Below are 12,630 nucleotides of genomic sequence, written 5' to 3'. Positions count from 1 at the left end.
ATGAGCGCAGCGCCGTTAAATGTTCTGATTGTTGATGATTCCGCCGCGATCCGTTCGGCCTTCGCCTCGATCGTGCGCGAAGATCCGGGGCTGAGCCTGATGGGCGCGGCCGCCGACCCTTATGAAGCCGCGAAAATGATGCGCGACACGCTGCCTGACGTGATGCTGCTGGATCTTGAATTGCCGAAAATGGATGGGCTGACCTTCCTGCGCAAAATCATGTCGCAGCGTCCGCTGCCGGTCGTCGTCTGCTCGAGCCATACCGAAAGCGGCTCGCAGGCGATGATCAAGGCGCTTGAAAGCGGTGCCGCCGAGGTTCTGGCAAAGCCGCGCTTTGACAGCCCCGAGGCGCGGCGCGAAGCCGCGATCCGTCTGGGCGATGCCTTGCGCGCCGCTGTGGCCGCGCGCAAGGGCCGCAAGATGCGCCCCGATGCGCTAAGCCCCGGAGAGAAATTCACCGCCGATGTGATCTTGCCCTATCGTGAACCGGTGGCTGTGCCGCAAACCGCCCCGCTCATCGCGATTGGTGCCTCGACCGGTGGCACCGAGGCTTTGCGCGAGGTGCTGACCGCCTTGCCAGCGGATGCGCCGGGTATCGTGATTGTGCAGCATATGCCCGAAGCCTTTACCGGGGCCTTTGCGCGCCGCCTTGATGGGCTGTGCCAAATCACCGTGAAGGAAGCTGAAACGGGCGATACCGTCGCCCCCGGGCTGGCACTGATCGCACCGGGCAACCGCCATATGGTGTTGCGGCGCGTCGGGCGCGGTTATCAGGTGAGCCTTCTGGATGGGCCTTATGTCACCCGCCACCGTCCTTCGGTCGACGTGCTGTTCCGCTCCACCGCGCAGCAAGCGGGGGCCAATGCGCTCGGGATCATCCTCACCGGCATGGGCTCGGATGGCGCTGCGGGGATGCTGGAGATGTACCAAAACGGTGCCCGCACGATTGCCCAAGATGAAGCAACCTGCGTCGTCTACGGCATGCCGCGCGAGGCCGTCGAAATGGGCGGGGCAGAGCGTGAGTTGCCGCTTCACGCGATCCCGAACCAAATCACCAGCTTCACGGGGGCCACGCGCCCGAAACACCGGGATGGAGCCGCATGACCTCAGCCAAATCCTCCCTCTGCCGGACCGCCGAAACCGGGCGTGAAAAGGTGCGTGAGGTGCGCGAACGCACCGAGGCGCATTTTTTGACCACTGGCAGCGCACTCATGTCGGTCTGTGACCGTTTTGAAACCGTGGAACGGCCCATCGGTGCTATTTCTGAGCTTGCCTCTGCGGGCGAAGTGCAGGGGCTGGCCGCCACGATCCGCCGCTTTGAAACGATGCTGCATGCGCTTTTGGCAAGCGTACAGGAGGCGCGCACGCCGCTTTCGAACACGCTGGAAACAGCGCGCACCATGCATTCGGCCGTGGCGCAATTGTCGCGCACGATCCGCACCATGAACATTGTCGCGTTGAATGCGCGCGTGACCGTGGCGCCGATGGTCGATGTGAAAGACTCGATGACAGTCTTTACCCGCGATGCCGCCGAATTGGTGCAACAAGCCTTTGGCAAGTTGGTGGAAATCAACGATGCCCTGGCGCATCTGGATGAGGCGGTCGAGGTGGCCCGCGGCCGTTCCGCCGATTTGGGGCGGCAATTGGACGAACGTGCCGCCGTGGTGCTGGGCGACATCTTCACCGGGCTTGGTCAGTTGGAAGACCATATCGGCGCACTGACCACACAGGGCGGCAAGCTGTCGCGCGGGGCGCTGACGATCCGCGATGCCGTGTCCAAATCCGTTTTTGCGCTGCAATCGGGCGATGCGATGCGGCAGCGGCTTGAGCATATCGAAGAAATGTTTGAGGCGGTCTGTGACCGCGCGCCGGGGCTTGGCTTGCAAGCGGCGCTTTTGGCGCTGGTGCAACGGCAGATGTTTGACGCGACCGAGCGCCACGCACCGCAGGTTTCCTTGCTGGAACGCCAGCTACGGCTCGCCACCAACCAAACCACCACTTTCTTGGCGGAAGTCGATGATCTGTTCAGCCCCGGGCGAACCGGGGTGGTGGAGCTTTTGCGATCTTTCACCCAGATCGAGACCGTTCTGGCCGATGTTTCGGCCCTGCAACAAGACCTTGGCGATGACGCTTTGCGACTCAGCGCTGGCGTCGAGCGGGTTCAAGGCTTGGTGCAGGAAATCGGCGCGCTTGAGGCGCGCATGAACCTGATTGGCATCAATGCGGTGATCGCCTGTTCAAGCCTTGGGCAGGATGGCTTGCCGCTCAAAGTGATCGCGCATCAATTGCGTGATCTTGTCGAGCAAAGCAGCACCTGCGTTGTGCATATGCATCGTGATCTGGATGCGATGCGCAAATCGGCAAGCACCGTGGCCGAGATGCTGGATCAGCAAGCACAAGAAACGCAGAAAATCCGTGGCGGGCTGGAATTGGAAGTCACGCAGGGGCTTGAAAAGCTGCGCTCCGCCTTGGCGGATGCGCGAGATGCGATCAATGCAAACCAATCGCAGCTATCGGGCGGCATTGCTGCGGGCGTGAAGGCGATGGAAGACCATCAAAAAGAATTGCGCCAATTGGTGGATGAGGTGGCGATGGCTATTTCGCGTGAGCCGCGCACCCGCAAGTTTATCCTGACCAAAGACGAGGTCGCGCTGATCGCGCATCTGCGTGATATTCTGTCGATCGAAATCGAACGCAATGTGCTTGATACTTGGCTCGGCACGATCGGGGTCGATCCGGAAACGATCATCGGCACGCCGACGGGCACCAGCGATGATGAGGTGACCTTGTTCGATGATTTCGACAGCCCGCCCCCCAGTTCCGGGTCGGATGACGATTTCCTCTTCTTCGATGAGGCGATCTGAGCCGGGTTAAACCGGCTCAGCCATCGGGGCTTTTTCGGTTGTCTTTTCGGCAACCTTGGGGGCTTCCCGCAGGGTGAGGCCCAGCCATATCCCATCGCGGCCCCGCACGGTCAGCTGCGCGACCGGCATCGGCTCGCGCCCCTCGATCATATGCACCTTGTAGTTGCGCAAGATCATACCCAGCAGCAGCGGGCCTTCCGCCATTGCAAAGCCCGCGCCGGGGCAGACCCGCGGCCCCGCCGAGAACGGGATGTAAGACAGCCGCGAGCTTTCGCGCCCCTCGGGCGTGTCCCACCGGGTTGGGTCGAAATCATCCGGGTTCTTCCAAATCCGTTCATGGCGGTGCAGGTGCCACGGGCTGACCACGACAAGCGAGCCTTTCTCCACCTTGCGGCCCCGGAATTCTTCTTCCTGTACGGTTTCGCGCAGATACATCGGCACCGGCGGGTAAAGCCGCATCGATTCCCGGAATACCGCGCGGCTTAGCTTCAGGCGCGAGACGGAAGAGGCATAGATCTTTTCAGGGTCGATCACCTCTTGCGCCTCGGCGGCAAGTTGCTCCTGCCATTCAGGATAAAGCGCCATCAGGTAAAGCGACCAAGCAAGCGCCGCCGCCCCCGTTTCATGGCCTGCCAGCAAGAAGATCCCAACCTGATCCACCATCTCACCCGGCGTGAAGCATTTGCCATCTTCCGGGTCGGGCGTGGTCATGATCCGCGTCGCCAAATCATCGGGCGCGGTGCCTGCCGCAATTTCTGCCGCTCGCGTCTCGACAAGGCTCGAAATGAAACCCCGGATTTGCTTGGCGGTGCGGTTGGTCGCGCCAAAGCGCAGTTTCGGCAACCAGCGCGGCAGGCTGAACAGGGTGCCCGTGTTCACCATCGGGCGCGAGGCTTGGTGCGCGCGGAAGGCATCAAAGACCGCATTCGCGGTGGCATGTTCCACCGGGATCGAGAACATGGTGCGGAAGATCACGTCCAAAGCCACATGGCTTGCTTGGCCTTCCACATCGACCGGGCGACCGTCGGCCAGCGGGCGCAGCCGCTCCACGCAAGACACCGCCGCATCCCACATTGCGGGCAGCACTTCTTTGGTGCGACCCCCATCAAAAGCGGGGTCAATGATCCGGCGCTGGCGTTCCCATTCCGGCCCATTGGTGATGAAGATCGAATGCCCCAAAAGCGGTGTCAGCCCCTCAAACAACCGCAAAGATTTGGGAAAATCATTGGGCCGCCGGGTCAGCACCAAATCCACAAGGTCGGGATCATTGCACAGATAAGAGGTGAAGAAGGGCGAGCGGAACTCTGCCATCCACGCATGAAACAGCCGCTTTGGTTGCACCGCCAGAATGTCTTGCCGCACCAACCGGAAGAAATCACGGACACCCACTTTTTCGGGGCGTGGCGGCGGCTTGACCGGGCGGCGGTGCGCGAAGGGGCATTGGGCAGCATCGGTCTTGGCAGCGGGTTCCATCGGTCCTCTCGGTCTGTCTTTCGGCCCTTACTCGCATGAACCGACAGGAACGAGGTTGACCATAGTCAAACCCGCCACGCAATTCGAACCCGCTTAGTTGGTCAGATCCAAAAGCACGGGCGTGGCCTGAAACTCTTGCGGGAACAGACGTTTGAGTGCCTCAATCTTGGGTAGGTCTTCTTGCACGATGTAAGGATGCATCGGGTTTCGGGCGAGGAAGTTTTGATGATAATCCTCCGCCGGGTAAAACGGCTGCGCACCTTCGAGCTTGGTCACAATCGCCGCGTCATAAACGCGGGCGCGATTGAGCTGGCCGATATAGTCTTTTGCCAGTTGCTCTTGTTCCTCGGTCATCGGGAACAGGGCAGAGCGATATTGCGTGCCCCAATCCGGCCCTTGGCGGTTCAACTGCGTTGGGTCATGGGCAACGGAAAAGAAGATTTGCAACAAATCGCCATAGCTGACCTGCGCGGGGTCATAGACCACCTGCACCGCCTCGGCATGGGCGGTGGTGCCCCGGCTTACCTGTTTGTAATTGGCCGTGCCCGCCGCCCCGCCCGCATAACCTGAGGTCGCGGAAATCACCCCCTTGGTGTGTTGGAACACTCCCTGCACACCCCAAAAGCATCCACCTGCGAACACGGCGGTTTGCGGCCCAGCTTCCGCAATGCTGGCGGTGGGGGCGGGGATTGCTACCCCCTCTTTTGCCAGCACCGGCTGGCCAAGCGACAGGATCAAAGCAAGGGCGAGGATCGGGCGTTTCATCACGCACTCCTTTATCCGAAGGTGAAGGCAAAAGCTTCGACACCGGGGTGGTCAAAGCGGATTTCGAACAGGTGCTCGCCCACCGCCCCCTTGGCGCGGTAAAGCTGATAAAGCCGGTCAGTGGTGACAGTGCCGCGCCCCTCGGCATCGACATCAAGCCCCGCATCTGCGCCGGGGGGCTGGCCATCAATGGTGACGGTGAAAGGCACGGGCTTTGCCGCAACGCCGGGCGAAAGCACCAAATGCACATCTCGCGCATGGAAACGGAAGTTGATCGCACCCTCTGGGCCAGCCAACCGCGCGGCCTCTTCCCCCACGGCCCAACGACCATCAAAGCTCCATTCATTCAGCCGAAGGTCCGTGGCCGCGGCATAATCATGCGCCTCATTAGCCACCAAACCTTCGGCATTGAAGTTATTGGCGGCGCGGGCATGGCCCAAATAGGTCTCGGGCGAGAGAACCTCAGCCATATTTGCTGCGGCGGATACCCCGCTCCCGGTCACCTCGGTTGGCGGCAGGGCAACTTTGCTTAGCCCCGCTTCGGCCAAAAGCTGCTGGATCACCTGTTCTGATTCTTCATAGCCACCCTCACCAAAGTGGTGGTGACGAATGCGCCCCTCGGCATCGATAAAGTAATGCGCGGGCCAAAAGCGGTTTTGGAAGGCGCGCCAAATTGCATAGTCATTATCAAGCGCGACAGGGTAGGTGATGCCAAGGTCATTGGCTGCACGGGTGACATTGCGCGGGTCTTTCTCAAAGGCGAATTCCGGCGCATGAACACCAATCACCACGAGCCCCTGCGGGCCATAAGTCTCGGCCCAAGCTTTGACATAGGGGATCGCACGCAGGCAGTTGATGCAGGAATAGGTCCAAAAGTCGATCAGCACGACCTTGCCGCGCAATTCTTCTGCCGTGAGCGGATCGGAGTTCAGCCATTGCACCGCGCCCTCAAGCGGCGGCATTTGCCCTTCAATCGGCAAAGCGGCCGCGCCCGTGCCGACCATGGCCGGATCGGCCGCCATCATCAATGCTGGGTTGCCCGTCATGGCGGGGCCGCCAGTCATCGCAGGGCCAGTCATCGCCGCCCCGCCTGCCATCATCGCCGGACCGCCCTGCATCATCATTGCGCCGCCCGCTTCCGGCATCACGACAGAGGCGGTTTCCTGCGGTCCAAGTTTCTCGATCAGGCCCGCTTCCAGCCGATTGGTGGAAGCGGTGGAGAGTTTCGTCAAAATGCCCGTATCTAGGCCAAGCGCAATCCCGGCCACGCCTGCCAAAACGGCGACGCCTAGCACCCGTCGCAGCCCTTCGCCAAAGCCAAGGCTGCGCTTCAAAGCCGCAAAGAGCCGCCCGCCTGCAAAAGCGGCCACCCCCAGCGCCGTCGCTGCACCCAGCGCATAGGCCAAAAGCAGCGCGGTGGTGCCAAGGCTGGCACCATTCAGCGCCGCCCCTGTAAGGATTAGCCCCAAAATTGGCCCCGCGCAGGGCGCCCACAACAGCCCGGTGGCAATGCCCAAAAGCACAGAGCCACCAATCGAGGGTTGTGCCTCTGCCTGCGTGGAAAGACGGTTGCCAAGCGCAACCACGGGGCGCGAGAGCCGATCCGACAGCCCCGGAAGAAGCAGCATCAGCCCAAAGGCGGCCAAGAGTGCAAGCGCAATCCAACGGCCCCATTGGTTTGCCGCCACGGCCCAACCACCGCCCACGGCGGCGAGCGTTGCCACCGCCGCGAAAGCCAAAGCCATCCCGACGAGCATCGGCGCAGGACCGCGCCAGAAGGAAAGCCCGGCGCGGGCAAAGACAAAAGGCAGAACCGGCAAAATGCAGGGGCTCAGAATGGTTAGAACGCCCCCAAGATAAGCGAGCAAGGCCAGCGTCATGGCTTAGGCCTCAGCGGGTTGAAAGGTCATCGCCACCCCGTTCATGCAATAGCGCAATCCCGTAGGCCGAGGGCCATCGTTGAACACATGACCCAAATGCCCGCCACAGCGCGCGCAATGCACCTCGGTCCGGACCATCCCCATGCTGCGGTCCACCGTTTCGCCCACGGCCCCGGTTTCAATCGGTTGCCAAAAGCTAGGCCAGCCAGTGCCGCTTTCATATTTCGTGTCCGAAGAAAACAGCTCCTGTTCGCAGCCCGCACAGGCAAAAACGCCCTTGCGATGCTCTTTCAAGAGCGGGCTGGTGAAGGGGTATTCCGTCCCATGCTTGCGCAAAATCGCATATTGATCCGGGCTCAACCGCTCTTGCCATTCCGCATCACTATAGCTGACGGGAAAGCTTTCCTCGGCCTGTGCCAAACGCACGCCCCCAAACAGGGCGGCAAGGCAGGACGTCATCAGGAATTGGCGTCGTTGCATAGGGTCCTCCGCTGCGCACCACCCCAATTGGGGGGGCGGTTTTGCGAAGGTAGCACGGTGCGGCAAGCTGTCACGTCACTTCCGCGCACCAATGCGTGAAGTCAAAAGATTGCATGCGCGCCGCGATCATCGCCCACCTCGCCGCGCAACATCGCGGCGTAATGGTCCTCCAACCGGTCGGTGCCATATTCGGGTGTGGCCTCGGGGTCGTAGCACCCGGTTTGCGGGTTCCACAACAACATGCTCTCAGTCGCATAATAGCGCCCGATTTTGGCCAATTCTGCTTTGGCTTTGAACTTGGGGGCCACCTTCCCGAGCGCACCAAGCACACCGACGATCACATCCATCAGCGCAAAGGGGACATGCTTGATTTTGACCGGTTGGCCGGTGAGCCGTTCAAGCATTGCCGCTTGATCCAGCGGGGTGATCGCCGGGCCGGGGCCACCAATCGGCAGGATCTTACGCTCTTTATCCGCATCGGTCAGGCAAGAGGCGATGAACCGCCCCAGATCGGCATCCGAAATCGGTTTACAGGCCGTGCGGGTGCCATCGCCAAACACCAAAAACGGCTTGCCCGCTTGCACCCGCGGCACTTGGCCGGAAAGCGATTTGAAAAACGCCGTGGGCCGCACGATTGACCAGATGAGCGGCGAGGCGCGCAGTTGCGATTCAAAGGCGATCTTGGCTTTTTGAAACGCAAGATGCGGTTTTTGCACACAAATCGCAGACAACAGCACGAAGCGCTGCACCCGCGTTTCGAGCGCCGCCTCCAACGCCAAAGAATGCGCGCGGTGGTCAATCTCCCAAGCATCCTCGGGTGCGCCAGTACGGCTGGCAAGGCAGGACACAATCGCGGCATGGGGCTGCGCTTTGAGCAGGTTTTCCACAGTATCGGGCGCGGTCACATCGCCTTCGACCAGCGTGCAGCCGGGCAAAAGTGCAGGGTCGGTCCCCGGCCGCACCAGCGCCGTCACCCCGTGCCCGGCTTCAAGCAAAGCCTGTGCTGTGGCGCGGCCAATCGTGCCGGTTCCGCCCAAAAGCAGGGTGCGATAGCGCAAAGATGTCATGGCAGGGTCCTTCCGTTTCGCCGCCATCCTAACAGCCTTGGCGCGCCCCACCACGCGCAATTGCGCGCAGCTTGCAGCGCAATGCTTGACCTGCGCAGGCCGCGCCCTTCATAAAGCCGCCAAGCGGGAGAGAGGGCCAGATCATGCAACCCAAAGACAGCACGACGAACGAAGGGTTCAAAGGCTTCACCAATACCAATTGCCCCTTTTTGCCGTGCCACGAGGGCGTGCAGCGCGAGTTCAACTGCCTGTTTTGCTACTGCCCGCTCATCGCCTATGAATGCCCCGGCCCCTATAAGGTGCTCGACAGCGCCAATGGCGTGAAGCGCAAGGATTGCTCCGCCTGCACCTTGCCGCATGACGGGTTTTCGCATTCGTGGAACTTTGTGCAGCGCTGGCTGGAATATCCGGTCGTCTGGTCGGGTGCGCCGCAAACCGAGCCCCCCACCCGCCGCCCGCAACCGCCCAGCAAAGCCTGATCGCCGGCTGAGGCGTTTTGACGGATTTTGGCGTGCATGTCGTCTTGACCGAGGCGGCTGCCATCCGTAAGCCTTTGCGCACTCTGGGGGCCTGTAGCTCAATGGTTAGAGCAGGGCGCTCATAACGCCTTGGTTGGGGGTTCGAGTCCCTCCGGGCCTACCAGAGCGGCGAAATGGCATTGAGAATGCTTAGTTTTTCGCCGTTTTTGTATCAAGGCGTGCGGGTGACACAACGTTCCCCGTTTGTCCCTGCCCCATCACAAGGCGTTTTCGGTCCGCTGAGCGCGTGTAATGCTCGGCCTCTGCAAGCGTCTGGTGGCCGCCCCACGCCATGATCGCATACGCCTGCCAGCCCGATTCCGCGATGGCGGTGAGCCGGTATTTGCGCAGGCCGTGCGCTGACTTCTCGATGCCGGCAGCCGCTGCGGCATCGCGGATCACATTGCCCAGCCCTTTGACCGATCGCACTCGGCCTTGCGCTTCAAGAAAGGTAAAGCCCCCGGCGAGGCAAGAGAGTGCGGCCTTGACGGTTTCGCGCTCATCGGCCCAGCCAATCGCATAGGGTGGCAGCGGGCTGGACCATGGCACAAGTGCCGGGTTGCCGGTTTTTGTCTGCCGATATGTCAGTACGCCATCGTGGTCGATATTGCGCGGGCCAAGGGTTATCGCGTCTTTGGTGCGCGCGCCGGTCCAGCAAACGAGTTCAAAGCAGGCGCGGGCCACTGTTCCGATGGGCCAGTGCGCGCGAAAGGCTGCGACCTCGGCATGGGTCCACGCTGGATAGCCATCTGTTTTCGGCTTGGAGCGCTTGACGCCAAGTGATGGGTCGACTTCGATCTCGCCCCGGCGCTTGGCCCGCCAAGCACGCGCCGCCATGCTTTTAGGCGCTTGTTGGCGGCATCGGCGCTGAGCTTGTCGAGGTCCGCCTCGATATGGCGCGGCTTGAGCCCTTTGAGGGGGGCGGTACCGTAAGCGGTTTCAATCGCATCAAAGTCGCGGCGCAAGATGGATTGATAGAGCTTTGACAGCTCGGCAAAGGCGCGGCTGGCCTTTTCGGCGCGCAATGGCGATTGGGTCTTTCAGGCTCGCCTCGGCTGTTGCCCATGCGGCCACAAAATCCGGGTGCGTTTCGGGCAAATCCGGCAAGCGGATGCCCGTGGCGCGATGATATTTCACCACGCGGTCACCACGACGCTGGCGCCTGATCCCCTTCAACTGGACACCCCAAACAGGTGATCGCATGCCGATTCCCCCTAGCTCTCGCCTTCAATGGGCAAGGAGGAAGCATAGGCGTCAAGATCAAAGCGATCGTAAAGGCGTTTCGCGCCCAGCATGCGCCGGGGCAGATCGAGCTGCCGCAGCATGGATTCGGACACGCCCAAATAGTGCGCGGCCTCCGGGGCTGGCATCAGTCGGGGGGTAAAGTGGGGATCGTGTTTACCCATTGCGAGAGCCCACGCTGTCGATATTCGCCCGGATCACGTCAAAGCTGATTGCCACCACCAACGGGTTGGCACCCCATGCGTCGCGGCCGTGCAAGCTGTTCCAGAGGTCGCGGAAACTTTCGCGCGGCGTGTCGAAGCTGTTTCCGTGATTTTGCCCGTGATTGAACCAATATGCATCGGCGTAACCCTCTCCGAAAGGGACTTCACCGTTTTCAGAAGTGCCGCCCTCTGCCATAGCATCCGCCTCGCTGATCTCCTGCAGCTGTTGCACCCGCACATCGGTCACGATCAGGGTGAGGCGTAAGGCCCAGCGGGGCATAAACCGAGCGTGACGATAGCGGCCCGGCTCTGTGCCCCAGCCATGCGGCTCCCTAATCCAGTTGTCGCGACCGCCGTCAGCTTCATACTGGATCGGCGCCCACGCCCGACGATAGCCAGCCTCGGCGCATTTCTCGGCAATCTGTTTGCCGCTGAGAGGATCTAAGCCGTCCATTGTCCGCCACGCCTCGCGCACATAGAGGCGGTCGCCCTTCGACCAAGGCAGCCGCCATTCTTCGATCACCTCGAGGGTGAGGCTGTCGCAGGTCCACCAGCGTGGCCCGTCCATGCAAGCCGAGCCCCATGGTTTCGATGGCTGTGGCCTAAGAAGGCGCCGCGTCTGCGTCTTGTGCCCCTCAAGCAGCGCCCGCACCATTGGCGCAGAAAAGGGGATCTGTTTGTCAGCCATAGCGCGCCCCCCTCAGATCAGGTTGAACGCCAGCGCCACGCCAACGCAGATGATCGCGCTTGAGGCGTAGAGGATCGGCAGGATCGTGGCGGCGATGGCGAGGCCGAGGCCGTTGGTTTCCTCTTCTTTGGCGGCTTCGGCTAAGTGGAAGATGAAGGCGAGCCCGAGGGCGCCAAGCGTGATAAGGGCAATGCCAATGGCGAGGGTCATGCTTCACCTCTGAAATACTGGGGACGGCGCGCCAGCTCGTCCGCGATGAACATTTCCGCAAAGAGCGGAAACCGTTTCTCGATCCGGCGGCGTAGGTTTTGGTGTCTGACCCGCCCCTTGGCCTCGGTGCTCCATCGGCGAACTGGGCGCTGCTCGATACACTCCCAGCCGATGGTCCAGCCAGTGCCCGGCGCGTATTTGGTTCCCGGGGCCGACATCCGCACGATCTCATCCGGGATCGGATAAGGTAGATCGCACAGCACAGACAGGGCTATGCGCGGCATATTATGGGGCGGGGATGTGTAGGGATTGCCCCAAAATAACCGGCAGTGCCACTTCCCGCTCATGCCGCACCGCCTTCCAGTGCTTTCTCGAGCACGGCGAGGGTTCGCCCGTGTTGCTCGGCGCAACGCTGCAAGATGGCCGCGCGCACTTTGAGCAGCAGGTCAAAGGGCGAGTGCAGTTTGGCAAAGGCTAGTTCGCGCTGTACCTGGGCGGTGGGGGTTTCGCTGATCTTTGCGGTGATCGGATTGCGGCTCATTCGGCGGCCTCCGCTTTGGCATTCAGATGCGGCCAGCTGCTGCGGATCTCGGCGGGCAACCATCTGTTGTCGTGGCGGACTTTGGCACGGCAAGGCAAACTGCTTGTGGCCGAGGGTGCGGTGGTGGAGAGCCTCTGGTCCGGGCCGATCACCGCCGCCGCGCTTGGCCCCGAGACCTGCGCCGAGATCGGCCGCGCCTGCCCCGAACTGCCCCTCGCGCTACACGGTCGGGTGTCGGTCGAGGCGGTGTTCGGCCTTACCCGGCGCGAATTGCGTGCGCTGACGTGCGGCCTTGCCCGCCCGCGCGAGCGCCTTGGCCGGATCCCCTAGTGGTTTCGGGCGCGCGATCTTGACCTGCTGCGACGGGACCGTTGAAACCCGGACCTTCGTTGCCCAACGCGTGAACGTCAGCTCTGGTGAAGGTTTTGCGCTTGATGCCGGCGAGGCCGCGCCCTGGATGCTGCATTGTCACCACATGAGGCATCTGGCCTCGGGCATGATGACCGAATTCGCCGTGCGCGGGTGACAGGCGCCGCGATGCCCCGACAAACCCGGTCGCGCCGCGCGCGTCTCGCCCTTGCTGCCTGAACCGTTGCCCGCCCATACCGCGGCGATGAGGCAGCTGCGGTCCATTCAGGGGCGTTGCGTCTGCGCGCCCGGGCGGAACAGCAAAAGCCGCAGCGCGTTCATCGTCACCAG

General features: G+C 62.0%; 14 protein-coding genes, 1 tRNA gene and 1 pseudogene. 6 read left to right on the top strand and 10 right to left on the bottom strand.

Annotation, left to right across the window (positions count from 1 at the left end; translation table 11 throughout):
• On the top strand, positions 1-1,104 hold the full coding sequence (locus BW967_RS18800; protein WP_076486363.1) for a protein-glutamate methylesterase/protein-glutamine glutaminase: 1,104 nt from the start codon (positions 1-3) through the stop codon (positions 1,102-1,104).
• On the top strand, positions 1,101-2,864 hold the full coding sequence (locus tag BW967_RS17355) for a hypothetical protein (RefSeq protein ID WP_076486362.1): 1,764 nt from the start codon (positions 1,101-1,103) through the stop codon (positions 2,862-2,864). The genes BW967_RS18800 and BW967_RS17355 overlap by 4 nt, the downstream gene beginning before the upstream one ends.
• Positions 2,865-2,870: 6 nt before the next feature.
• Here the strand turns inward: BW967_RS17355 and BW967_RS17350 are convergent, their stop codons facing one another.
• From BW967_RS17350 to BW967_RS17330, 5 genes are all read right to left on the bottom strand, one after another.
• On the bottom strand, positions 2,871-4,337 hold the full coding sequence (locus BW967_RS17350; RefSeq protein WP_076486361.1) for a cytochrome P450: 1,467 nt from the start codon (positions 4,335-4,337) through the stop codon (positions 2,871-2,873).
• A gap of 93 nt (positions 4,338-4,430) precedes the next feature.
• Positions 4,431-5,102, bottom strand: a complete 672-nt coding sequence (gene msrA, locus BW967_RS17345; RefSeq protein ID WP_076486360.1) for a peptide-methionine (S)-S-oxide reductase MsrA — start codon at positions 5,100-5,102, stop codon at positions 4,431-4,433.
• An 11-nt stretch (positions 5,103-5,113) separates the two neighbouring features.
• A complete protein-coding gene (locus tag BW967_RS17340) occupies positions 5,114-6,982 on the bottom strand; it encodes a redoxin domain-containing protein (protein ID WP_076486359.1) in 1,869 nt (622 codons plus the stop codon).
• Positions 6,983-6,985: 3 nt separating this feature from the next.
• Entirely contained in the window at positions 6,986-7,462 is a 477-nt protein-coding gene (gene msrB, locus BW967_RS17335; RefSeq protein ID WP_076486358.1) for a peptide-methionine (R)-S-oxide reductase MsrB, read from the bottom strand.
• Between the two features lie 101 nt (positions 7,463-7,563).
• Positions 7,564-8,529 carry an NAD(P)H-binding protein gene (locus BW967_RS17330; RefSeq protein WP_076486357.1) on the bottom strand — a complete coding sequence of 322 codons (966 nt, stop codon included), beginning with the start codon at positions 8,527-8,529 and terminating at the stop codon, positions 7,564-7,566.
• Positions 8,530-8,672: 143 nt separating this feature from the next.
• Here BW967_RS17330 and BW967_RS17325 point away from each other — a divergent pair, with 143 nt between their 5' ends.
• Together BW967_RS17325 and BW967_RS17320 are read left to right on the top strand one after the other, a co-directional pair.
• Positions 8,673-9,008 (top strand): cysteine-rich small domain-containing protein, encoded by a 336-nt coding sequence (locus BW967_RS17325; RefSeq protein ID WP_076486356.1) that lies wholly within the window; start codon positions 8,673-8,675, stop codon positions 9,006-9,008.
• Positions 9,009-9,095: 87 nt separating this feature from the next.
• Positions 9,096-9,171, top strand: a tRNA-Ile gene (locus BW967_RS17320).
• A 26-nt stretch (positions 9,172-9,197) separates the two neighbouring features.
• On the opposite strand, the gene BW967_RS17315 is transcribed toward BW967_RS17320, so the two are convergent.
• From BW967_RS17315 to BW967_RS17290, 5 genes are all read right to left on the bottom strand, one after another.
• On the bottom strand, positions 9,198-9,884 hold the full coding sequence (locus BW967_RS17315) for a tyrosine-type recombinase/integrase (protein WP_245826610.1): 687 nt from the start codon (positions 9,882-9,884) through the stop codon (positions 9,198-9,200).
• A gap of 561 nt (positions 9,885-10,445) precedes the next feature.
• A complete protein-coding gene (locus BW967_RS17305; RefSeq protein WP_076486354.1) occupies positions 10,446-11,180 on the bottom strand; it encodes a hypothetical protein in 735 nt (244 codons plus the stop codon).
• A 12-nt stretch (positions 11,181-11,192) separates the two neighbouring features.
• Entirely contained in the window at positions 11,193-11,390 is a 198-nt protein-coding gene (locus BW967_RS17300) for a hypothetical protein (protein WP_076486353.1), read from the bottom strand.
• Positions 11,387-11,737, bottom strand: a complete 351-nt coding sequence (locus tag BW967_RS17295) for a hypothetical protein (RefSeq protein WP_076486352.1) — start codon at positions 11,735-11,737, stop codon at positions 11,387-11,389. The genes BW967_RS17300 and BW967_RS17295 overlap by 4 nt, the downstream gene beginning before the upstream one ends.
• The gene (locus tag BW967_RS17290) at positions 11,734-11,931 is read right to left on the bottom strand and encodes a hypothetical protein (protein ID WP_076486351.1); all 198 of its coding nucleotides are present in this window, start codon (positions 11,929-11,931) and stop codon (positions 11,734-11,736) included. The genes BW967_RS17295 and BW967_RS17290 overlap by 4 nt, the downstream gene beginning before the upstream one ends.
• 15 nt (positions 11,932-11,946) lie before the next feature.
• Between BW967_RS17290 and BW967_RS17285 the strand changes: the two genes are divergently transcribed.
• Together BW967_RS17285 and BW967_RS17280 are read left to right on the top strand one after the other, a co-directional pair.
• Positions 11,947-12,261: a hypothetical protein gene (locus BW967_RS17285; protein WP_108188661.1), complete on the top strand. Its 315-nt coding sequence runs from the start codon at positions 11,947-11,949 to the stop codon at positions 12,259-12,261.
• A gap of 97 nt (positions 12,262-12,358) precedes the next feature.
• Positions 12,359-12,457: pseudogene (locus tag BW967_RS17280) on the top strand (multicopper oxidase domain-containing protein); the annotation flags it as partial.
• Positions 12,458-12,630 lie beyond the last annotated feature (173 nt).

The sequence above is a fragment of the Rhodobacter aestuarii genome (assembly GCF_900156655.1).
Classification (GTDB): Bacteria; Pseudomonadota; Alphaproteobacteria; order Rhodobacterales; family Rhodobacteraceae; genus Rhodobacter; species Rhodobacter aestuarii.
Note: the sequence above shows the minus strand (reverse complement) of the source record. Positions and strands in the feature narration are given on the sequence as shown.

What these genes read in the sequence shown, in the direction of transcription:
- BW967_RS17330 (WP_076486357.1), bottom strand. Translation starts at nt 8,529, where the DNA reads ATGACATCTTTGCGCTATCGCACCCTGCTTTTGGGCGGAACCGGCACG.
- msrB (WP_076486358.1), bottom strand. Translation starts at nt 7,462, where the DNA reads ATGCAACGACGCCAATTCCTGATGACGTCCTGCCTTGCCGCCCTGTTT.
- BW967_RS17340 (WP_076486359.1), bottom strand. Translation starts at nt 6,982, where the DNA reads ATGACGCTGGCCTTGCTCGCTTATCTTGGGGGCGTTCTAACCATTCTG.
- BW967_RS17305 (WP_076486354.1), bottom strand. Translation starts at nt 11,180, where the DNA reads ATGGCTGACAAACAGATCCCCTTTTCTGCGCCAATGGTGCGGGCGCTG.
- BW967_RS17355 (WP_076486362.1), top strand. Translation starts at nt 1,101, where the DNA reads ATGACCTCAGCCAAATCCTCCCTCTGCCGGACCGCCGAAACCGGGCGT.
- BW967_RS17300 (WP_076486353.1), bottom strand. Translation starts at nt 11,390, where the DNA reads ATGACCCTCGCCATTGGCATTGCCCTTATCACGCTTGGCGCCCTCGGG.
- BW967_RS17290 (WP_076486351.1), bottom strand. Translation starts at nt 11,931, where the DNA reads ATGAGCCGCAATCCGATCACCGCAAAGATCAGCGAAACCCCCACCGCC.
- msrA (WP_076486360.1), bottom strand. Translation starts at nt 5,102, where the DNA reads ATGAAACGCCCGATCCTCGCCCTTGCTTTGATCCTGTCGCTTGGCCAG.
- BW967_RS17315 (WP_245826610.1), bottom strand. Translation starts at nt 9,884, where the DNA reads ATGGCGGCGCGTGCTTGGCGGGCCAAGCGCCGGGGCGAGATCGAAGTC.
- BW967_RS17295 (WP_076486352.1), bottom strand. Translation starts at nt 11,737, where the DNA reads ATGAGCGGGAAGTGGCACTGCCGGTTATTTTGGGGCAATCCCTACACA.
- BW967_RS17325 (WP_076486356.1), top strand. Translation starts at nt 8,673, where the DNA reads ATGCAACCCAAAGACAGCACGACGAACGAAGGGTTCAAAGGCTTCACC.
- BW967_RS18800 (WP_076486363.1), top strand. Translation starts at nt 1, where the DNA reads ATGAGCGCAGCGCCGTTAAATGTTCTGATTGTTGATGATTCCGCCGCG.
- BW967_RS17350 (WP_076486361.1), bottom strand. Translation starts at nt 4,337, where the DNA reads ATGGAACCCGCTGCCAAGACCGATGCTGCCCAATGCCCCTTCGCGCAC.